The sequence below is a fragment of the Streptomyces sp. G-G2 genome (assembly GCF_030063135.1).
Classification (GTDB): Bacteria; Actinomycetota; Actinomycetes; order Streptomycetales; family Streptomycetaceae; genus Streptomyces.
The window spans coordinates 70,176-90,019 of the sequence record NZ_JASISO010000026.1 but is presented as its reverse complement, the minus strand read 5'-3'; the positions used below and the strand labels follow the sequence as shown (position 1 = coordinate 90,019).

At 72.2% G+C, this 19,844-nt stretch carries 19 protein-coding genes; 4 read left to right on the top strand and 15 right to left on the bottom strand.

What is annotated here, in order from left to right; genetic code table 11:
- Positions 1-22 precede the first annotated feature (22 nt).
- Both QMF80_RS21370 and QMF80_RS21365 read right to left on the bottom strand, forming a co-directional pair.
- Complete coding sequence (locus QMF80_RS21370) at positions 23-304, bottom strand: (2Fe-2S)-binding protein (RefSeq protein WP_283455701.1); 282 nt, start codon at positions 302-304, stop codon at positions 23-25.
- Positions 305-462: 158 nt separating this feature from the next.
- Positions 463-1,818 (bottom strand): class II 3-deoxy-7-phosphoheptulonate synthase, encoded by a 1,356-nt coding sequence (locus QMF80_RS21365; protein ID WP_283455699.1) that lies wholly within the window; start codon positions 1,816-1,818, stop codon positions 463-465.
- A gap of 261 nt (positions 1,819-2,079) precedes the next feature.
- Here QMF80_RS21365 and QMF80_RS21360 point away from each other — a divergent pair, with 261 nt between their 5' ends.
- Positions 2,080-4,083, top strand: a complete 2,004-nt coding sequence (locus QMF80_RS21360; RefSeq protein WP_283455697.1) for an anthranilate synthase family protein — start codon at positions 2,080-2,082, stop codon at positions 4,081-4,083.
- Here the strand turns inward: QMF80_RS21360 and QMF80_RS21355 are convergent.
- The 6 genes from QMF80_RS21355 to QMF80_RS21330 form a co-directional block, all read right to left on the bottom strand.
- Entirely contained in the window at positions 4,025-4,306 is a 282-nt protein-coding gene (locus QMF80_RS21355; RefSeq protein ID WP_283455695.1) for a hypothetical protein, read from the bottom strand. The genes QMF80_RS21360 and QMF80_RS21355 overlap by 59 nt on opposite strands.
- A 54-nt stretch (positions 4,307-4,360) precedes the next feature.
- Positions 4,361-5,356 (bottom strand): 2-hydroxyacid dehydrogenase, encoded by a 996-nt coding sequence (locus tag QMF80_RS21350; protein WP_283455693.1) that lies wholly within the window; start codon positions 5,354-5,356, stop codon positions 4,361-4,363.
- A gap of 145 nt (positions 5,357-5,501) precedes the next feature.
- Positions 5,502-6,530 (bottom strand): 6-phosphofructokinase, encoded by a 1,029-nt coding sequence (locus QMF80_RS21345; RefSeq protein WP_283455692.1) that lies wholly within the window; start codon positions 6,528-6,530, stop codon positions 5,502-5,504.
- A 173-nt stretch (positions 6,531-6,703) separates the two neighbouring features.
- On the bottom strand, positions 6,704-7,348 hold the full coding sequence (locus QMF80_RS21340) for a response regulator (RefSeq protein WP_283455771.1): 645 nt from the start codon (positions 7,346-7,348) through the stop codon (positions 6,704-6,706).
- 80 nt (positions 7,349-7,428) lie between these two features.
- Positions 7,429-8,646, bottom strand: a complete 1,218-nt coding sequence (gene macS / locus QMF80_RS21335; protein WP_283455690.1) for a MacS family sensor histidine kinase — start codon at positions 8,644-8,646, stop codon at positions 7,429-7,431.
- 63 nt (positions 8,647-8,709) lie between these two features.
- A complete protein-coding gene (locus QMF80_RS21330) occupies positions 8,710-9,450 on the bottom strand; it encodes a lysophospholipid acyltransferase family protein (protein ID WP_283455769.1) in 741 nt (246 codons plus the stop codon).
- Between the two features lie 165 nt (positions 9,451-9,615).
- Here QMF80_RS21330 and QMF80_RS21325 point away from each other — a divergent pair, with 165 nt between their 5' ends.
- Both QMF80_RS21325 and QMF80_RS21320 read left to right on the top strand, forming a co-directional pair.
- Positions 9,616-10,395, top strand: a complete 780-nt coding sequence (locus QMF80_RS21325) for an alpha/beta hydrolase (protein ID WP_283455688.1) — start codon at positions 9,616-9,618, stop codon at positions 10,393-10,395.
- Positions 10,388-10,972, top strand: coding sequence for a hypothetical protein (locus tag QMF80_RS21320; RefSeq protein ID WP_283455685.1), 585 nt, complete (start codon positions 10,388-10,390; stop codon positions 10,970-10,972). Before QMF80_RS21325 ends, QMF80_RS21320 begins: the two co-directional genes overlap by 8 nt.
- 115 nt (positions 10,973-11,087) lie before the next feature.
- Here QMF80_RS21320 and QMF80_RS21315 read toward each other — a convergent pair whose 3' ends face one another.
- From QMF80_RS21315 to QMF80_RS21290, 6 genes are all read right to left on the bottom strand, one after another.
- Entirely contained in the window at positions 11,088-11,849 is a 762-nt protein-coding gene (locus QMF80_RS21315; RefSeq protein WP_283455683.1) for an endonuclease/exonuclease/phosphatase family protein, read from the bottom strand.
- Positions 11,850-11,921: 72 nt separating this feature from the next.
- Positions 11,922-12,863 carry an ROK family glucokinase gene (locus tag QMF80_RS21310; RefSeq protein WP_283455679.1) on the bottom strand — a complete coding sequence of 314 codons (942 nt, stop codon included), beginning with the start codon at positions 12,861-12,863 and terminating at the stop codon, positions 11,922-11,924.
- A gap of 62 nt (positions 12,864-12,925) precedes the next feature.
- Entirely contained in the window at positions 12,926-13,384 is a 459-nt protein-coding gene (locus QMF80_RS21305) for a DUF5304 domain-containing protein (RefSeq protein WP_283455677.1), read from the bottom strand.
- 90 nt (positions 13,385-13,474) lie between these two features.
- Positions 13,475-14,695 carry an ArsA family ATPase gene (locus tag QMF80_RS21300; RefSeq protein ID WP_283455675.1) on the bottom strand — a complete coding sequence of 407 codons (1,221 nt, stop codon included), beginning with the start codon at positions 14,693-14,695 and terminating at the stop codon, positions 13,475-13,477.
- A gap of 60 nt (positions 14,696-14,755) precedes the next feature.
- A complete protein-coding gene (locus tag QMF80_RS21295) occupies positions 14,756-15,202 on the bottom strand; it encodes an SRPBCC family protein (RefSeq protein ID WP_283455673.1) in 447 nt (148 codons plus the stop codon).
- Between the two features lie 107 nt (positions 15,203-15,309).
- Positions 15,310-16,128: a metallophosphoesterase family protein gene (locus QMF80_RS21290; RefSeq protein WP_283455671.1), complete on the bottom strand. Its 819-nt coding sequence runs from the start codon at positions 16,126-16,128 to the stop codon at positions 15,310-15,312.
- Positions 16,129-16,357: 229 nt separating this feature from the next.
- On the opposite strand from QMF80_RS21290, the gene QMF80_RS21285 reads away from it, so the two are divergent.
- Positions 16,358-18,154 (top strand): AMP-dependent synthetase/ligase, encoded by a 1,797-nt coding sequence (locus QMF80_RS21285; protein ID WP_283455669.1) that lies wholly within the window; start codon positions 16,358-16,360, stop codon positions 18,152-18,154.
- A 24-nt stretch (positions 18,155-18,178) separates the two neighbouring features.
- On the opposite strand, the gene QMF80_RS21280 is transcribed toward QMF80_RS21285, so the two are convergent.
- Positions 18,179-19,795 (bottom strand): GMC oxidoreductase, encoded by a 1,617-nt coding sequence (locus QMF80_RS21280; protein WP_283455667.1) that lies wholly within the window; start codon positions 19,793-19,795, stop codon positions 18,179-18,181.
- Between the last annotated feature and the right edge of the window lie 49 nt (positions 19,796-19,844).

Sequence of the window (19,844 nt, the reverse complement as noted above, 5' to 3'; positions counted from 1 at the left end):
GGCCGAATCGGCCGGACGGGTGTCAGGCGGCTTCGGCGAGTACCGGTTCGGCCGGTGCCGTCCCGGAGACCAGCGCCGGGTCGGCCGCCAGCACGGCGGCAGCGTTGCCCTTCTCCAGCAGCTCGCGGCGGGGACACGCGCCCCGGCCGAGGATGCCCTGGATGGTCCGCACGCACGCGCCGCAGTCGGTGCCCGCCTTGGTGGCGGAGGCGATCTGGCGGGGCGAGCACGCGCCCGCGTCCGCGTGAGCCTTGACCTGCTTGTCCGTGATGCCGAAGCAAGAGCAGACGTACACGCGGTTCACCTCCCGGACCGAGTCAGCCAGCCATCCCCTGTTCGGTGAGGCTTACCTAACCCTACCTAAACTTAGGGTTCCCTAAAAGGCCTGGGCACGACGGTGGGGCGCGGATCACATCGATCCGCGCCCCGCCGTCACAGGAAGCTACCAACTCGTCGCGATTCCTACTGGTCGCGGTACATCTCGGCGACCAGGAACGCGAGGTCCAGCGACTGGCTGCGGTTGAGCCGCGGGTCGCAGGCCGTCTCGTAGCGCTGGTGCAGGTCGTCGACGAAGATCTCGTCGCCGCCGCCGACGCACTCGGTGACGTCGTCACCGGTCAGCTCGACGTGGATGCCGCCCGGGTGGGTGCCCAGCTCCTTGTGCACCTCGAAGAAGCCCTTGACCTCGTCGAGCACGTCGTCGAAACGGCGCGTCTTGTGGCCGGAGGCCGCCTCGTAGGTGTTGCCGTGCATCGGGTCGGTGACCCACCCGACGGTGGCACCGGACGCGGTGACCTTGTCGACCAGCGCGGGGAGCTTGTCGCGGACCTTGTCGGCGCCCATGCGGACGACGAAGGTCAGCCGGCCCGGCTCGCGCTCGGGGTCGAGGCGGTCGATGTAGGTCAGCGCCTCGTCCACGGTGGTCGTGGGGCCGAGCTTGATGCCGATCGGGTTGGCGATCTGCGAGCAGAACTCGATGTGCGCGTGGTCCAGCTGGCGGGTCCGCTCACCGATCCAGACCATGTGGCCCGAGGTGTCGTAGAGCTTGCCGGTGCGCGAGTCGGTGCGGGTCAGCGCGCCTTCGTAGTCGAGGAGCAGCGCCTCGTGGGAGGCGTAGAACTCCACGGCCTTGAACTCGGCCGGGTCGGTGCCGCAGGCCTTCATGAAGTTCAGCGCGTTGTCGATCTCCCGCGCGAGCTGCTCGTAGCGCTGCCCGGAGGGGGAGGCCTTCACGAAGTCCTGGTTCCAGGCGTGCACCTGGCGCAGGTCGGCGTAACCACCGGTGGTGAAGGCGCGCACCAGGTTCAGGGTCGAGGCGGAGGCGTTGTACATCCGCTTCAGCCGCTCGGGGTCCGGGATCCGGGACTCTTCGGTGAAGGCGAAGCCGTTGACGGAGTCACCGCGGTAGGTCGGCAGCGTGACGCCGTCGCGGGTCTCGGTGTCCTTGGAGCGCGGCTTGGAGTACTGGCCCGCGATGCGGCCGATCTTGACCACGGGCACGGAGGCCGCGTAGGTCAGGACGGCGCTCATCTGGAGCAGCGTCTTGAGCTTGGCTCGGATGTGGTCGGCGGAGACGCCGTCGAATGCCTCGGCGCAGTCGCCGCCCTGGAGCAGGAACGCCTCGCCCTTGGCGACGGCTCCCAGTCGGGCGCGCAGCTGGTCGCACTCACCCGCGAAGACGAGCGGAGGATACGACTCGAGGTCCGCGACGACAGCGCGCAGAGCCTCGGCATCGGGGTACGAAGGCTGCTGCGCCGCGGGAAGGTCTCGCCAGGTCGCCTTGGCGGCGGGGGCTTGGGTTTCAGCGTTCACGGTCACCTCGTACACATTACGTCGTCACAGGGGCCGTCCAGCCCTGCGATCGGATCGTGAGACGGACGTCCCTCGTCGGTGGACCGCGTGGGCTAGGGTGCCGGTCATGTACGCGAACTCGAACCAGAACTGGTGGTGGACCGCTCCTTCGGCGGCCCACTGACTCGCGTACCCACTCGACAGACGCGAAGGCCGCCCCGGGGGGCGGCCTTCGGTGTTTCCCGGGCCGCTCCTCTCCACGCACACCACTGGGAAGGACGCCCGACCATGAACGACCGCCCTGCGATCGACAGCCCCGCGAACGACCGTCCCCTCAACCCGCTGGACCGGCTGCTCGACGGTTCCGGCCCGCCGTTCGCGCTGCTGCGCCGCCGGACCCCCGGTCTGGACCACGACACCGTCGAGGTGCTGATCGGCCCGGTGCACGAGGCCGAGCGCCTCGCCGACCTCCCGGTCGGCGACCTGCCCACGCTCGCCCTGGTGCCCTTCCGGCAGATCCGCGAGCGCGGTTTCGACGTACGCGACGACGGCACCCCGCTGAGCGTGCTGGTCGCCGAGGAGGCGTACGCGCTCCCGCTCGACGAGGCCCTGGCGGCACTCCCGGACCACGAGGTGCGGGTCGAGGGCGGCGGCTTCGACGTCCCCGACGAGCGGTACGCGGCCACCGTGGAGCGGGTCATCGAGGACGAGATCGGCCGCGGCGAGGGCGCGAACTTCGTCATCCGGCGCACCTACGAGGGCCGCATCCCGGGCTACGGCCGGGCCGACGCGCTCGCCCTGTTCCGGCGGCTGCTGGTGGCCGAGCGGGGCGCGTACTGGACGTACGTCGTCCACACGGGCGGCCCGACCGGGCGGACCCTGGTCGGGGCCAGCCCCGAGGTCCACGTCCGGATGTCCGGCGGCACGGTGGTGATGAACCCGATCAGCGGGACCTACCGCTATCCCGCCGAAGGCCCCACGGCCGAGTCGCTCCTCGCCTTCCTCGGCGACCGCAAGGAGACCGAGGAGCTGTCGATGGTCGTCGACGAGGAACTGAAGATGATGTGCACGGTCGCCGACCGGGGCGGGGTCGTCGTCGGACCCCGGCTGAAGGAGATGTCCCACCTCGCGCACACCGAGTACGAGCTGCGCGGACGCTCGACCCTGGACGCGCGGGAGGTGCTGCGCGAGACGATGTTCGCGGCGACCGTCACCGGCTCCCCGGTGCAGAACGCCTGCCGGGTCATCGAGCGCTACGAGTCCGGCGGGCGCGGATACTACGCGGGCGCGCTCGCCCTGCTGGGCCGGGCCGCCGACGGGACGCAGAGCCTGGACTCCCCCATCCTGATCCGCACCGCCGACATCTCCCCCGACGGGACGCTGCGCGTGCCGGTGGGCGCGACGCTGGTGCGGCACTCCGACCCGGCGGGCGAAGTGGCCGAGACGCACGCCAAGGCCGCCGGGGTGCTGGCCGCGCTGGGGGTCCGCCCGGCCGCGCCCCGGCCCGCCGCGGGGCCGGTCCGGCTCGGCGACGATCCCCGGGTGACGGCGGCCCTGGCCGACCGCCGCCGGGACCTGGCGCCGTTCTGGCTGCGGATGCAGGAGCGGGCCGCCGAGGCGGACGGGCACGCCCTGGTCATCGACGCGGAGGACACCTTCACCGCGATGCTGGCGCACGTGCTGCGGGTGTGCGGGCTGGAGGTGACCGTACGCCGCTACGACGACCCGGGGCTGCGGGCCGCCGCCCTCGCGTGGGCGGGCCCGGTCGTGCTGGGCCCCGGCCCGGGGAACCCGCAGGACGCCGCCGACCCCCGGATGCGCACGCTGCGGGCGCTGGCCCGGGAGCTGCTGGCCGGCCACCGGGGCGGGATCCTGGGCGTCTGCCTCGGGCATGAGCTGCTGGCCGCCGAACTGGGGCTCCCGCTGGTCCGCAAGGCGGAACCGGCCCAGGGGGCGCAGACCGGCGTCGATGTGTTCGGGACCCGGGAGGTGGTCGGGTTCTACAACACCTACACCGCCCGCTGCGACGACCCGGCGGCGGCCAGGCTGGCCGCGGCGGGCGTGGAGGTCGCCCGGGACCCGCGGACGTACGAGGTGCACGCGCTGCGCTCGGCGGACGGCCCGGCCAGTGGCTCCGCGGGCGCTTTCGCGGGGGTCCAGTTCCACCCCGAGTCGGTGCTGACCCTGCGGGGCGCGGACCTGGTGCGCGAGCTGCTGGCGGGGGTGCGCGGGATCAGGCCGCCGGTGCCCGTCGGTGGCGCAGGTACGACCGGGCGTGCTTCGCGATCATGACGGGTCCCGCCAGGAGCAGGCTGTAGACGGCCAGCGTCCAGCTCCCGGCGACCATGGCGGCGGCGAAGAGCAGGGAGGCGCCCTGGTCGGCGATCTCCCAGGCGGCGTCGGGGCGGCCGGAAAGGCCGCCCCGGCGGAACCGGTTCACGCTGAGCATCAGCATGAAGAGGCCGAAGACGAAGAGGCCGAGGAAGATCCAGCGGATCACTATGGGGATGTCCACGCGGTGATCGTAGGGGCGGGCCGCGCTCCCGGGAAGGGGTGTCCGGGAGCGCGGTCAGGCCCCCGGGACCAGAGTGTTCTCCGAGCGGCGGCCCGCCAGGTAGTCGCCCACGTTGGAGACGGTCGTGGCGATGATCTGCTCCACCGCGTCCCGTGTGTAGTACGCCTGGTGCGAGGTCACCACCACGTGCGGGAAGGTCACCAGCCGCGCGAGCGTGTCGTCCTCGACCGCGTCGAGGGACTTGTCCAGGAAGAACACCCCGGCCTCCGCCTCGTACACGTCCAGGCCCACCCCCGAGAACCGCCCGGCCCGTAGTTCGCCGACGAGTGCGTCGGTGTCCACGAGGCCGCCGCGGCTGGTGTTCACGAGCATCGCGTCGTCCTTCATCATCCGCAGCGCCGCCGAGTCGACGATGTGGTGCGTCGAGTCCAGCAGCGGCACGTGCAGGCTGATCAGGTCGGCCGCCGCGAACAGCTCCTCCTTCTCGACGTACTTCATGCCCAGGTCCACGCACGCGGGGTTCTGCGCGACGTCCCAGCCCAACAGGTTCATCCCGAACCCGTGGGCGATCCGGGTGAACGCCTCGCCGATCTTCCCGGTGCCGAGGACGCCCACCGTTCGGCCCCTCAGGTCCCGGCCCATCAGGCCGTTCAGCCGGAAGTCGAAGTCCCGGGTCCGGTTCGAGGCGCGCACGATCCGCCGGTTGACCGCCATCGCCAGGGTCCAGGCGAATTCGGCGACCGAGTACGGCGAGTAGGAGGAGACGCGGCCGACCGTCAGGCCCAGCTCGGCCGCGACCTCCAGGTCGATGTTGTTGAACCCGGTCGAGCGCTGGGCGATCATCCTGGTCCCGCCCGCGGCCAGGGTCCGCAGCACCCGCCCGTTCAGCCCGGCGTTCACGCTGGAGGAGACGATCTCGTAGCCCGCCGCGATCGGCGCGGTGTCCTCGCTCAGGAAGACGTCCAGAGCGCGGACCTCGTGCTGTCCCGCGAAGGCGCGCTCCAGGAGCGGCTTCTCGTCGGCCGTCACACCGAATGCCAGGATCTCCACGCCTGCTCCCGTCCGTAGGACCGCCGGACCATGGGCCGCGTACGGCCGTATCCATGCCGTTCGTCACGATACGACCCATGCTCCGGGCACGCCTGTCAGCCCCGTCGGCGGCATCGGCGTCGGCGGCGTCGGCGCCCCGCCGGCCTCAGCCGAAGAACACCCCGGCCTCCGCGTACAGCGCCGGGTCCACCGTCTTCAGCTTCGCCGTCGCCTCGGCGATCGGCACCCGGACGATGTCCGTTCCCTGGAGGGCGACCATCTTGCCGAAGTCCCGCTCCCGCACCGCGTCGATCGCGTGCAGGCCGAACCGGGTCGCGAGCCACCGGTCGAAGGCGCTCGGCGTACCACCGCGCTGCACGTGGCCGAGCACCGTCGTACGGGCCTCCTTGCCGGTCCGTGCCTCGATCTCCAGCGCCAGCCACTCACCCACGCCCGACAGCCGGACGTGCCCGAAGGAGTCCTTCGTGGCGTCCTTGAGCACCATCTGGCCGTCCTTGGGCATGGCGCCCTCCGCGACGACCACGATCGGCGCGTAGCTCGCCTTGAACCGGGAGGTCACCCACGAGCAGACCTGGTCCACGTCGAACCGCTGCTCGGGGATGAGGATGACGTTGGCGCCGCCCGCCAGGCCCGAGTGCAGGGCGATCCAGCCCGCATGGCGTCCCATGACCTCGACGACCAGGACCCGCATGTGCGATTCGGCGGTGGTGTGCAGCCGGTCGATGGCCTCGGTGGCGATGCCGACGGCCGTGTCGAAGCCGAAGGTGTAGTCGGTCGCCGACAGGTCGTTGTCGATGGTCTTGGGTACGCCGACGCAGGGGATGCCGTACTCGTCGAACAGCCGGGCGGCGACCCCGAGGGTGTCCTCGCCGCCGACCGCGATGAGGGCGTCGACCTCGTACTTCGTGAGGTTCTCCTTGATCCGCCGCACGCCCTGTTCCACCTTGAACGGGTTGGTGCGCGAGGAGCCGAGGATGGTGCCGCCGCGGGGCAGGATGCCGCGGACCTCCGGGATGCCCAGCGGCACGGTGTCGCCCTCGACCGCCCCGCGCCAGCCGTCCTTGAAACCGACGAAGTCGTACGCGTACTCCTGGACGCCCTTGCGCACCGCCGCGCGGATGACCGCGTTGAGTCCGGGGCAGTCGCCGCCGCCGGTCAGCACTCCGACCTTCATGGAATCTTCCCTTCGCCAAGGGGCCCACTGAGCCCGCTGAGCCCGCACGGCGGCCACGCTAGTGGTGACGCAGGTCACTTGAACCGCGTGCGGAGGGTCAATTCCGGTGAATTTAAGGGTGGTTGCGTACTCACGTTCACTCGTACGGGAATTCGTACGATCTACGCGGAGCGCTACGCGTCGTCGAGGCCGCGCTCGATCGCGTACCGGACCAGCTCCACCCGGTTGTGCAACTGGAGCTTGCCCAGGGTGTTCTGCACGTGGTTCTGCACCGTGCGGTGCGAAATGACGAGCCGTTCCGCGATCTGCTTGTACGACAGCCCCTTGGCCACCAGGCGCAGCACCTCGGTCTCCCGGTCGGTCAGCCGCGGGGCCGTCGGCTCGTCGGCGGCCACCGGCGCCGGGTCGGTGGCCAGGCGCCGGTACTCGCCGAGGACCAGCCCGGCCAGGCCCGGGGTGAAGACCGGGTCGCCGATCGCGGTGCGGCGCACGGCGTCGATCAGCTCGGCGGCGCCCGCGGACTTCAGCAGGTAGCCGGTGGCGCCGGACTTCACCGCCTCCAGCACATCGGCGTGCTCACCGCTCGCGGAGAGGACCAGGACCCGCAGGGCCGGGTTGGCGCCGACGAGTTCCTTGCAGACCTGCACCCCGGGCATGCCCGGCAGGTTGAGGTCGAGGACGAGGACGTGCGGGGCGGCCGCGTGCGCCCGGCGGACGGCCTCGGGGCCGTCGCCCGCCGTGGCCACCACCGCGAACCCGGCGGCGGCCAGGTCGCGGGCGACCGCGTCGCGCCACATGGGGTGGTCGTCGACGACCATCACCTTCAGCTCGCCTCGCTCGGCGCGTTCGGTCTGATCGGCGTGTGCCGTGCGATCGGTGTGTGCCGTGTGTCCGGTGTTCATCGGGACGGAGTCCTCCCCCTCGGTACTTTCAGTTCCACTTCGGTGCCCTGCCCCGGCACGGAGACCAGCTCGGCCGTGCCGCCCAGGTCCCGCAACCGCCCCCTGATCGACTGGGCCACGCCCAGGCGGCCCTCGCCCGCGGCCTGGTCCAGGCGTCCGGCCGCGATGCCGGGACCGTCGTCGCGGACCGTGACGATCACCTCGTCGCCCCAGTCCTCGACCAGGATCCAGGCCCGCGCCCCCTCCCCCGCGTGCTTGCGCACGTTGTCGAGGGCGGCGCCGACGGCCGCGGCCAGTTCGCGCGCGGCGGGCACCGGGAGCGGGACCGGGGCGCCCGGTTCCGCGAAGCTCACCAGGGACCCGGCGTGCGGGGCGAGCAGGGAGCGCAGGTCCAGCTCCCCCTCGTCCGCGCCGGGTTCGTCCTCGTCCACGCTGGCCACCAGGGCGCCCAGCGACTCGTCCCGGGAGACCCGCGAGGTGGGCACCAGGCCGCTGGAGACCAGGGTGCGCAGCGCCACCTCCTGCTCGCCCGCCATCCGCCCCAGCTCGGCGGCCTCGCCGCCGACTTCCGCGCCGCGCCGCTGGACCATGGCGAGGACCTGGAGGACCCCGTCGTGGATGTCCCGGGCCAGCCGCTCGCGTTCGCGGGTGGCGGCCTCGATCTCCAGGGCGCGGGCGAGGGTCGCCTCACTGGCCCGGGCCACCTCGACGACGTATCCGATGGCGATGGAGGCGACCCACACCAGCAGCACGTTGTGGAGGGTGTCCCGGGTCGGTTCGCCCCGCTGGATCACGATGTTGGCGACGGCCACGAACGAGGAGGCGAAACCCGCCCAGCGCCAGCCGCCCTTGATGGCGAAGGCGAGGACCGAGCCCGCGGCCCAGATCGAGGGGAGCGTGGGACCGCCCGCGGAGATCCTCGCCTGGGTGTCCGCGAGCGGGGTCAGCAGGATGCCGACGACCGCGACGGTGAGGTCGGCGCCGAGGAACCGCTTCGTGCAGCTGACCGCGGTGGCCACCTTGGGGAAGGTGACCAGGGTCCACAGCGCGAGGAAGCCGAGGTAGCAGGAGGCCACCCAGGGACGGGTGAACTCGCGGTAGGAGAAGGCGAAGAGCAGTACCGCGTAGACCATGGTGAGCAGCCGGTAGGCGGTCAGCGCCCGCCACAGCGGCTGCTCGACCGACATCCGTACGACGCGCTCGCGTCTGGCCATCTCCCCCACCCCTCACGGGCGGCCCCGCCCGGTCCGCCCGTCCCCCCGTGTTCCGCGCGTGCGCTACTTCTTCTCGGCGTCGGCGGCCGCCTCCGCGGCGGCCTCAGCGGCCTGGTCGGCCCTGGCGGCCTTCTCGGCGTCGGCGATCTGCCGCTTGGCGGCGGTCGCGTAGATGTCGACGTACTCCTGGCCGGACAGCTTCATGATCTCGTACATGACCTCGTCGGTCACCGAGCGGAGGATGAAGCGGTCGCCGTCCATGCCGTGGTAGCGGCTGAAGTCGAGCGGCTTGCCGATCCGGATGCCCGGGCGCATCAGCTTCGGGACGACCTTGCCGGGGGGCTGGATCTTCTCGGTGTCGATCATCGCCACGGGGATCACCGGGGCGCCGGTGGCCAGCGCCACCCGGGCCAGGCCGCCGGGCTTGCCCCGGTAGAGGCGGCCGTCGGGTGAACGCGTCCCCTCGGGGTAAATACCGAACAGCTCCCCGCGTTCGATGACATCGATGCCGCTCTTGATGGCGGCCTCGCCCGCGCCGCGCGCGCCGGAGCGGTCCACCGGGAGCTGGCCGACGCCCTTGAAGAAGGCGGCCGTCAGCCTGCCCTTGACCCCCGGCGAGGTGAAGTACTCCGCCTTGGCGATGAAGGTGACCTTCCGGTCCAGCACCGCGGGCAGGAAGAAGGAGTCGGAGAAGGACAAATGGTTACTCGCGAGGATCGCCGGCCCCTCGGCGGGAATGTTCTCGAGGCCCTCCACCCACGGCCTGAAAGCGAGCTTCAGGGAGCCGCCGATGGAGAACTTCATTGCGCCGTAGATCAACTCGAAAGCCTTCCTTTGTCTGTCGAACAGACCTTAACCCGTGACCGGGCCCCTGGCGGCCCGACGACCCTGGTCGGTGTCAGCGCGGTCGCGTACGGTGAAGTCACACAGCGCACCCGCCCCCAGAACGTGATGATCAAGGAGACTCAGGTGCCCGTCCTCCCTGGAGCCGAGCCGTTCCGCCACGAGGGCGGAGAGGTCGGTGTCCTTCTTTGCCACGGCTTCACCGGTTCCCCGCAGTCGCTGCGCCCCTGGGCCGAGTATCTGGCCGAGCGCGGACTGACGGTGTCGCTGCCGCTGCTCCCCGGGCACGGCACCAGGTGGCAGGACATGCAGCTCACCGGCTGGCAGGACTGGTACGCCGAGGTCGACCGCGCCCTGCGGGAGCTGCTGGAGCGGTGCGAGCAGGTGTTCGTGTTCGGGCTGTCCATGGGCGGGGCGCTCACGCTGCGGCTGGCCGCCAAGTACGGGGACGCGATCAGCGGTGTGGTCGTGGTCAATCCGGCCAACAAGGTGCACGACCCGCTGGCGTTCGCCCTGCCGGTGGCCCGGCACTTCGTCCGTTCCACGCCGGGCATCGCCAGTGACATCGCCAAGGGCGGTTCCGAGGAGGTCGGGTACGACCGGATCCCGACCCGGGCCGCGCACTCGCTGCGCCAGTTCCTGCGGCTCGTGGACACCGAGCTGCCCCAGGTGACCCAGCCGATGCTGCTTCTGCACAGCCCGCAGGACCATGTCGTACCGCCCGTGGACTCGGCGCGGGTGCTGGCGCGGGTGTCCTCCACCGATGTCACCGAGACCCTGCTGGAACAGAGCTACCACGTCGCGACGTTGGACCATGACGCGGAGCGGATCTTCGCGGACAGCTACGCGTTCATCGGGCGGCTCGCGGAGAGCGTCGGCAGGGAGGGGGCGGCCAGCGGTGGCTGAGCACGAGGAGTCGTCGGGAGGCGTGCCTCCACTGGACGAGGAAGCGGCGTGGGCGGCGATCGTCGCCGGGTACGGGCAGGAACCGCCGGACCCGCCGGGCGCACGGCCGTACAGACCGATCGAGAACCTGATGCTGCCGGAGGAGGACGTCCAGCCGGAGCCGGCCGTGACGCCGAAGCCGCCGGAGAAGGACGCCGGGCCGACCGGACCGGCCGGGCCGCCGGTGCTGGGCAGCTCGGTGGTGTTCGCGCCGGGCGTGGGCGTCGGGCCGCGTGACCACGCGCTGCCGGAGCCGGCCGCCGACGCGGGGGCGGGGGCCTCGGACGAGGGACACTTCGTCCCGCCGGAGCCGCCGCCGTTGCCGTCCGGCGACACCACGTCCCGCTTCGCCTGGCTGGCGGTGGTGGGCGGGCCGGTGCTGCTGCTGTTGGCGGTGCTGTTCCAGTGGGAGATGACCTGGTGGCTGACGGCGCTGGGCGTCGGTGGCTTCCTGGGCGGGTTCGGGACGCTGGTGGCCCGTATGACCCGTGGGGACGACGACGAAGACGACCACCCGGGCCGCGGCGCGGTGGTCTGACCCCACCCGCCGCCCTCAAGCGCCGGGCGGGCTGAGGCGGCCCTCAAACGCCGGGCGGGCTCGTGTCGCCCTGCGCAGAACCAGCCCGCCCGGCGATCGAGGGCGGCGGCGGGCGCTACCTCGCCGGTAGGCGGAGGGCGGCCAGGACCGGGTAGTGGTCCGTCGCCGCGGAGAGGTCCGCGTCGGAGACCCCCGCCAGCCCCCGGGGCACCCCGCAGCCCAGCACCTCCACCCCGCGCGAAGCGAACACGGCGTCGATCCGCTGGCCCCCCGGCACGTGCTCCGACGTGAGCTCCCCGCCCCACGGCGCCGCCGTCCAGCAGTCCTGCAGCTCCCCCGCCAGCCGGCGGAACGCGGGCCCCTCCGGCCGTTCGTTGATGTCACCGGCGGCCACCACGTACGGCGCGTCCATCGCGGCCAGCCGTTCCAGCAGCATCCCCGCCTGCTCGTACCGTTCCGCCGCCCGCAGCGACAGGTGCGCGCTCAGGACCCCGAGCCGTACGCCGCCGATCCGGACCACCGCCGTGGCGAAGCCCCGCCGGTGCTCCCCGGGGGTCAGCGGCAGCAGGATGTCCTCCGTACGTTCCACGAAGGCCCGCAGCGAGCACAGCAGAAGCGGCCCGGCGGCCGTGGCGCCCCCGCTCAGCACCACGAGGTCCGTCTTCGCGGCGAGGCGGGCCGCGTGTTTGCGCCACCGGAAGAACCGCGGGGCTTCCTGGACGAAGACCAGGTCGGGTGCGCAGGCCCGGATCACCCGGACCAGCGCGTCCTCGTCGTCGCGCAGCGAGCGCACGTTGTAGCCGAGGACCCGGATCACGGCGGAACCGTCGGCTTCGGTACGGGAGTTGGGCAGCGGAGGCGGCGTCGGCAGACTCATACCGGCCAACCTACGCAGCTGCCCGCCGCTCCCCCGGGGGGCGCGACGGGCAGAATGCCGTAGCCGGACGGCTCAGCCCTGGCGGGCCAGGTCCGCCGCGCCGACGAGCCCGGCCTTGCCGCCCAGCTGTGCGGCGAGGACCTGGGCGTGCGGGCGCCAGGCGCCGCCGATCAGCCAGCGCTTGAAGGACTTGCGGATCGGGTCGAGGACGAGGTCGCCCTCGTCGGAGACCCCGCCGCCGACGATGAACGCCGACGGGTCGAAGAGCGAGGCCAGGTCGGCCAGTCCGGCTCCGGCCCAGCGGGCCAGTTCGCGGAACGAGTCGATGGCCACCAGGTCGCCCGCCCGGGCGGCCTCGCTGATGTGCTTGCCCTCGATGCCCTCGGGGGTGCCGTCGCCGAGCGCGAGCAGGGTCTTCGCGTTCTCGGGGGTGGCGTTGGCCCGCTGGCGGGCGTACCGGACGAGCGCGCGCCCGGAGGCGTACTGCTCCCAGCAGCCCTGGCTGCCGCAGCCGCACAGCAGGCCGTCGGGGACGACCCGGATGTGGCCGAATTCGGCGGCGACGCCGAAGCGGCCGCGGCGCAGCTTGTTGCCGATGATGATGCCGCCGCCGAGGCCGGTGCCGAGGGTGATGCAGATGACGTCGTCGTGGCCCTGGCCGGCGCCGAAGCGGTACTCGCCCCAGGCGGCGCAGTTGGCGTCGTTCTCGACGACGACCGGCAGACCGATGCGCTGCTCGACCTTGTCCTTGAGCGGCTCGTGCCGCCAGTCGATGTTGGGCGCGAAGAGCACGGTCGCGCGCTTGTCGTCCACGTATCCGGCGGCGCCGATGCCGACGGCGTCGATGGTGTGGCTGCTGCCGACTTCGGACACTGCGGCGCAGATCGCGTCGGTCACGCCGTCCGCGGTCGGCGGGGTGGGCACCTTGTACGTCTCAAGGATGGTGCCCTCTTCGTCGACCACGCCGGCCGCGATCTTCGTGCCGCCGATGTCGACGCCGATGGTGAGTCCCATTAGTCCCTCGGTTTCCGGTCAAGCCCCGCCAGGGCCCACGGTACCCGAGGGCTGGACGGGAGTCAGTCGAGATCGATGCGCTCGGCGGGCCCGGATCCGTCGTCGTCGTTCTTGGGTCCTGCCTGCGGATCCGTGCGCGGCGAGGGCTCGTCCCGGGCCCAGCGGCGTTCGTGGCCCTCGACGGCCGAGCGGTAAGCGGCGAGCAGCTCGGATCCGGCGGCCGCGAGGTGGTCGAAAACCTCGGGGTTGCGCTCGACGACGGGCTTGACGGCGCTCTTGGCCTGGCTGACGAACTGCCGGGCGGCACCCTGGGCGGCCATCCCGATCAGCGGGTTGTTCAGCCCGGCGACCTTGTCGGCGACCGCGTCGAACAGCTTGAACAGTTCCTCGGCGGCGCTGCCGGGGACGGTGGCGCCGCCGTCCCGCCCGGAGCGGCGTCGTTCCCGCTCGGCGGCCAGGTCTTCGGCGCACGCCTCGGCCCAGGCGTCGTCGTCTGCGGGACGGTCGGTGGCCTCGCTCATGGCGGACTCTCCTGGATACGGCTGGATACGGCGGCGGCGCGGTGGCGCTGGGGGAACACCCTCGACGTTACCCGAACGGGGGCACGGCGTTCAGGGGCGAAGCGGCCACTGGCCGGGGTCCGGGGTGAACCGGATCCGCAGGGTCCCCTCGTGCAGTCCGGCGCCCGAGACGGTGCAGCGGCGCAGGGCCGAGGGCAGGGAAACGATCCTGCGGAACGGGCCCGCCGTCAGCAGCAGCTCGTCCCCGCGCCGGACCAGGTCCAGGTCCGGCTTCTGGGCCCCGGGCAGCGGGACCGCCCAGACGAGCACCCCGTCCTCGGCGGTCCGGTCCTCCACGGCCCACTCCGGGCGCGTTCCGCGGGGCACGGCCGCCAGCGCGTCGCAGTCCAGCGCGGCCAGCTCCCGCGGTCCGCCCGGGTCGGCGCCCAGGTGGGCTAGGCCCGGCCCGGCCGCACCGGGGTGGGCCTTCGCCCAGGCGGCGACGTAGGTGTCCTGCTGCGCGGCCAGCCCGGCCAGCCAGGGGTCCGCGGAGCCGCGGGGCACGAGCCGGTTGGCCACGACCGCCCCGACGGGCAGCTGGTGCAGGGCCAGGCCGAGCATCCCGAGCCGGAGCGCGGCGTCGGCGCCGGGGCCCGGCTCGGCCACCATCCGTACGGAGGTGGTGTCCGCCTCGACGACGGCCTGCACGGCGGCCAGCTCCTCGTCCCAGCGCGCGGCGGCCTCGTACAGCCACTGCGCGGGCATCGGCACTCCGGCCAGCTGGGCCAGTACGGGCCTCAGCGCCCGGGCGGCCTGCCGCTGGGCGGGCAGCAGCCGGGACAGGTAGCGGCGCAGCTGGGCCGGGAGCGCGAGGGCGGCGATGGCCTGGTGGACGGGCGGCATGTCGACGACGACCAGGTCGAAGGCTCCGGACCGGGCCGCTCCGGCCGCCCGGCGCAGCGCCCTCAGCAGGGCGAACTGTTCGGCGCCGGGGAGTTCGGTGAGTTCCTCGGCGCCCAGGGGCCGGGCCCCGAGCATGCCGAGGACGGCGGAGCCGCGTTCCTGGAGGGCGACGAGCTCGGCGCGGACCTCGTCCCCGGAGTCGATCCGGGCGGCCCACAGCCCTTCGGCCGCGACCGGTACGGCGTCCAGCCCGGCCCCGACCTCGACGGGCGCGCCGAGCGCCGGGCCCAGGAGCGCGCCCAGCGGGTCACCGGGGTCGCCGGAGAGGACCAGTACCCGCCGCCCGCGCCGGGCCGCCGCGAGGGCGGTGGCGGCCGTGACGGTGGTCCGTCCCGAGCCCCCGGGGCCGGTGATCAGCAAGGTGTGCACGTACGACGGCTCCGGTTCGGATACAGCGGGAGGGGCGGCGGCCGGTGGGCCGGGCGGGGCTCAGGCCTCGACGGACTCGACGCGCTTCTTCAGGCCCGCGAGCGCGCGGTCGATGATGACCTTCTCGGCCTTGCGCTTGATCATGCCGAGCATCGGGATCTTGACGTCCACGGTCAGCTGGTAGGTGACCTCGGTGCGGGCGCCGCCGTCCAGCGGGGCCAGCCGGTAGGACCCGTCGAGCTGGCGCAGCATCTGCGACTTGTCCAGGGTCCAGCTGACCTCGTCCGCGCCCTTCCAGGCGTAGTTGAGGGTGTGGTCGTCCTTGATCGCTCCGGCGTCGAGGAGCAGGCGCACCTTCTCGGCGCGGCCCGCGGCGTCGGTGGCCAGCACCTCGGCCTCCTTCACCTCGCCGGTCCACTCGGGGTACCGTCCGAAGTCGGCGATCACGGCCATGACGTCGGCGGGCGCCGCTTCGATCGTGATGCTCGAGCTGGTGTGTTCCGCCATCGCGGTCGCTCCTCCGGGCTGGGGGTACCTCCCAGCGGCAGCTGGGGGACGTTCGAGGAAGTGTGCGGCCTGTGGCCGCCGCGTGAAGGCTACCGCGCGGGTGGGCCTCACCACTCCAGGGCCCAGGGCGTTCCCGTCGCCGCGAAGTGCCCGACGTTCACGCACTCGGTGCCGCCGATCCGCATCCGGCGGGCCATCGGCTGGTGCACGTGCCCGAAGAGGGCGTAGCGGGGGCGGGTCCTGCGGATGGCGTCGAGCAGGGCCGCGCTGCCGCGTTCGAACCGGCGGGCGACGGTGTCGTAGCAGAGTTCGGGGACCTCGGGCGGGATGTGCGAGCACAGGACGTCGACCTCGCCGAGCGCCTCGATCTTGGCCGCGTACTCCTCGGGGTCCACCTCGTACGGGGTGCGCATCGGGGAGGGCAGGCCGCCGCCGACGAAGCCGAAGACCCGGCCGCCGATCTCCACGCGCTCGCCGTCGAGGACGGTGGTGCCGGGGCGGGCGTACTGCGGCCAGAGCGCCGGGATGTCGACGTTGCCGTAGGTGGCGTAGGTGGGGGTGGGGAACGCGGCGAACATCTCCTCGTACTGCCTGCGCACCGCGCCCTCGATCACCCGCTCGCGGTCCAGGCCCGCCCACAGCTCGCGGCCCAGCGCGCGGGCCTCGTCGAAGCGGCGTTCGGTGCGCAGGGCCACGATCCGGTCGGCGTTCTCGACGCCGAAGAGGTCGGGGAAGATGCCGCGCGAATGGTCGGTGTAGTCCAGGAAGAGGACCAGGTCGCCGAGGCAGATCAGGGCGTCGGCGCCCTCTCCGGCCCGCGCCAGGGCCGCGGCGTTGCCGTGGACGTCGCTGATCACGTGGACCCGCGTGCCGCTCTTGCCCGTCCGGCGCCCGTCGCCGCTTTTCGTACTGCTCGTGCCACCCATGCCGCCACCCTAGGCGTGCCGGGGATCCGGGAACAGGGGATCTCGTACAGCTGCCCGGACCTGCGGTTACTTCCGGGTCACGGAGAGCGTCGACTAGGGTCGGCCGGGCACGGCCGTGTCGTGTGACGCACGGAACATCTGGCCGGTTCCCTCTATCGGGAACCCACTACTCGTGGGTAACGTCCGGTCGGTCCACATGGTGGCGATGGCGCCCAGAGGAGCAGCAGTCTTGCGCGAGTTCAGTCTTCCGGCCCTGTACGAGGTCCCGTCGGACGGGAACCTGACGGATCTCATCCGCCGCAACGCCGCTCAGCATCCGACCACCGCCGTGATGGCACGCAAGGTCGACGGCGCCTGGCAGGACGTGACCGCCACCGAGTTCCTGGCGGAGGTCCACGCCGTCGCGAAGGGCCTGATCGCCGCGGGCATCCGCCCCGGCGACCGGGTCGCCCTGATCTCGCGGACCCGCTACGAGTGGGTGCTGACCGACTTCGCGATCTGGACCGCGGGCGCCGTCACCGTCCCGGTGTACGAGACCAGCTCGCCGGAGCAGATCCAGTGGATCCTCGGCGACTCCGGCGCGGCCGCCGTGATCGTCGAGAGCCCCGGGCACACCGCGACCGTGGCCGCCCTGCGCGACCGGCTCCCCGAGCTGCGCGAGGTCTGGGAGATCGAGGCGGGCGCCCTAGCGGCCCTGAAGGCCTCCGGCGCCGACGTGAGCGACGCCGAGGTCGACGAGCGCAGCGGCCTGGCGAACGCCGACGACCCGGCGACCATCGTCTACACCTCGGGCACCACCGGCCGCCCCAAGGGCTGCGTGCTGACCCACCGCAACTTCTTCGCCGAGTGCGGCAACGTGGTGGAGCGGCTCAGCCCGCTCTTCCGCACCGGCGAGTGCTCGGTCCTGCTGTTCCTCCCGGCGGCCCACGTGTTCGGGCGCCTGGTCGAGGTGGCGGCCGTGCTGGCCCCCATCCGGCTGGGCTGCGTACCGGACATCAAGAACCTCACCGACGAGCTGCAGTCCTTCAAGCCGACGCTGATCCTCGGCGTGCCGCGGGTCTTCGAGAAGGTCTACAACTCGGCGCGCGCCAAGGCGCAGGCCGACGGCAAGGGCAAGATCTTCGACGCGGCCGCCGAGACGGCGATCGCGTACAGCAAGGCGCTGGACGCCCCGGGCGGCCCGTCGTTCGGCCTCAAGCTCAAGCACAAGGTGTTCACGAAGCTGGTCTACGGCAAGCTGCACACGGTGCTCGGCGGACGCGGCGAGTACGCGATCTCCGGCGGCGCCCCGCTCGGCGAGCGGCTCGGCCACTTCTTCCGCGGCATCGGCTTCACCGTGCTGGAGGGCTACGGCCTGACGGAGTCCTGCGCCGCGACCGCCTTCAACCCGTGGGACCGGACGAAGATCGGTACGGTCGGCCAGCCGCTCCCGGGGTCGGTCGTGCGCATCGCCGACGACGGCGAGGTGCTGCTGCACGGCGAGCACATCTTCAAGGAGTACTGGAAGAACGAGACCGCCACCGCCGACGCCCTGGTCGACGGCTGGTTCCGGACCGGCGACGTGGGCACCCTCGACGAGGACGGGTACCTCGCGATCACCGGCCGCAAGAAGGAACTCATCGTCACCGCGGGCGGCAAGAACGTCGCTCCCGCGGTGATCGAGGACCGGATCCGTGCCCACGCGCTGGTCGCCGAGTGCATGGTGGTCGGCGACGCGAGGCCGTTCGTGGCCGCGCTGGTGACCATCGACGAGGAGTTCCTCGGCCGGTGGGCGGCGGAGAACGGCAAGCCCGCGGGGTCGACGGCGGCGTCGCTGCGCGAGGACGCGGACCTCAACGCGGCCGTGCAGCAGGCCGTGGACGACGGCAACGCGGCGGTTTCCAAGGCGGAATCGGTGCGGAAATTCCGCATTCTGCCCTCCCAGTTCACGGAGGAGTCGGGTCACCTCACGCCCTCGCTGAAGCTCAAGCGCAATGTGGTGGCGAAGGACTACGCGGACGAGGTCGAGGCCCTCTACCGCGGCTGACCCCCGGCCCGGCCGGCCGCGGCGCTAGCGAGGGTCCTCGGCGAGGATCCGCGCCATGTTCCGCTCCGCGAGGGCGGTGATGGTGACGAACGGGTTCACCCCGAGCGAGCCCGGGACGAGCGAGCCGTCGACCACGTACAGGCCCTGGTAGCCCTTGGCCCGGCCGTAGTCGTCGGTGGCGTTGCCCAGGACGCAGCCGCCCAGCGGGTGGTAGGTGAAGTTGTCGGCGAAGGCCCTGTTCTCGCCGAACAGGTCGTAGCGGTAGATCGTGAAGTTGGCCCGGTTGACCCGGTCGAAGAGCCGTTTCGCCGCGTTCACGGACGGGGTGTTCTGGTCCCGGGTCCACTGGAGCCGGGCCGAGTCGCTCGCGGCGTCGTAGGTGAAGTGGCCGCGCTCCGGGTTCTTGGTGATCGCCAGGTACATCGAGATCCAGTGCTCGATCCCCATGGGCAGCGGGGCTATCTCGGCGAAGACGGGGTTCGAGGCGTTGTCCCAGTCGTCGATGCCCAGGGCGGGCATGGTGGCCTGGTTGGCGCCGACCGTGTCCCAGAGGTGGTTGGCCCGGGCGGTCATCACGTTGCCGTTGTGGCCCCAGCCGAGGCCCACCTGGTCGTTCAGGGCGGGCAGGGTGCCGGTCTCGCGGGCGCGCAGCAGGATCTCGGTGGTGCCGAGGCTGCCCGCCCCCAGGAAGAGCTGCTTGCAGCCCAGTTCACGGGTCTGGGTGACCCGGCCGGTCAGGTCGCTGGTCCGGACGGTGAGGACGTACCCGCCCGCCGGGTCCCGGCGTACGGCGACCACGCGCTGGAGGGTCTCGATGGTGACGTTGCCGGTGCCGATGGCGGCGGCGAGGTAGGTCTTGTCGACGCTCTTCTTGCCGTGGTTGTTGCCGTAGATGACCTCGCCCGCGAGCGCGGACCTGGTGGCGGTCCCGGCCGCCTCCCGCTTCATGTACTCGAAGTCGTAGACGTTGGGCACGAAAGTGGTCTTCAGGCCGGTGTTCTGGGCGTGCTTGCGGGAGATCCGGGCGAAGCGGTACCACTCGGTGGACTCGAACCAGGACGGGTCGATGTCGTTGACCCCGAGCATCTGGCGGGCGCGCGGGTAGTAGGTGCCGTACATTTCGTCGGCGTCGACGCGGGGCAGCAGTTCGGTGAAGTACGAGCGCTTGGGGGTGGGCGCCATACCGCCGTTGACGAGGGAGCCGCCGCCGACGCCCCGGCCCACGTACACGGACATGTCCCCGTAGTTCACGCGGTCCAGGACGCCCGGATAGGGGGAGATGTTCCGGTTGACCACGTCCAGCCAGAGGAAGGTGGCGAGCGGGGCCTCGGTGCGGGTGCGGAACCACATGGAGCGCTGGTCGGGGGCGGAGGTGGAGGGGAAGACCTTCCCGTCGGGCCCCGGGGTGTCCCAGAGCCTTCCCATCTCCAGGACGACGGTACGCACGCCCGCCTGCCCGAGGCGCAGGGCGGCGACGGCGGAGCCGTAGCCGGACCCGACGACGATGGCGGGGGCGTACTGCGCGGCCGGGGGCTCGGCGGCGGCCGCGGCGGACAGCCCGATCCGGGTGAACCCGAGGGCGGCGGCGGTCTGGAGGGCGCCGATCCCCAGGAGATGACGGCGCGTCAGATGTGATGTCATGGTCGCATCATGGGCGGAATCCGGCCGTCCACCCAGACGCGGTACCGCC

Bases quoted from the DNA above. Each gene is read 5' to 3' on its own strand.
- QMF80_RS21305 (WP_283455677.1), bottom strand. From the start codon at position 13,384: ATGAGCGAGGCCACCGACCGTCCCGCAGACGACGACGCCTGGGCCGAG.
- QMF80_RS21340 (WP_283455771.1), bottom strand. From the start codon at position 7,348: ATGGTCGTCGACGACCACCCCATGTGGCGCGACGCGGTCGCCCGCGAC.
- QMF80_RS21345 (WP_283455692.1), bottom strand. From the start codon at position 6,530: ATGAAGGTCGGAGTGCTGACCGGCGGCGGCGACTGCCCCGGACTCAAC.
- QMF80_RS21310 (WP_283455679.1), bottom strand. From the start codon at position 12,863: ATGGGACTCACCATCGGCGTCGACATCGGCGGCACGAAGATCGCGGCC.
- QMF80_RS21360 (WP_283455697.1), top strand. From the start codon at position 2,080: ATGAACGACCGCCCTGCGATCGACAGCCCCGCGAACGACCGTCCCCTC.
- QMF80_RS21290 (WP_283455671.1), bottom strand. From the start codon at position 16,128: ATGGGTGGCACGAGCAGTACGAAAAGCGGCGACGGGCGCCGGACGGGC.
- QMF80_RS21330 (WP_283455769.1), bottom strand. From the start codon at position 9,450: ATGAAGTTCTCCATCGGCGGCTCCCTGAAGCTCGCTTTCAGGCCGTGG.
- QMF80_RS21295 (WP_283455673.1), bottom strand. From the start codon at position 15,202: ATGGCGGAACACACCAGCTCGAGCATCACGATCGAAGCGGCGCCCGCC.
- QMF80_RS21315 (WP_283455683.1), bottom strand. From the start codon at position 11,849: ATGAGTCTGCCGACGCCGCCTCCGCTGCCCAACTCCCGTACCGAAGCC.
- QMF80_RS21280 (WP_283455667.1), bottom strand. From the start codon at position 19,795: ATGACATCACATCTGACGCGCCGTCATCTCCTGGGGATCGGCGCCCTC.
- macS (WP_283455690.1), bottom strand. From the start codon at position 8,646: ATGGCCAGACGCGAGCGCGTCGTACGGATGTCGGTCGAGCAGCCGCTG.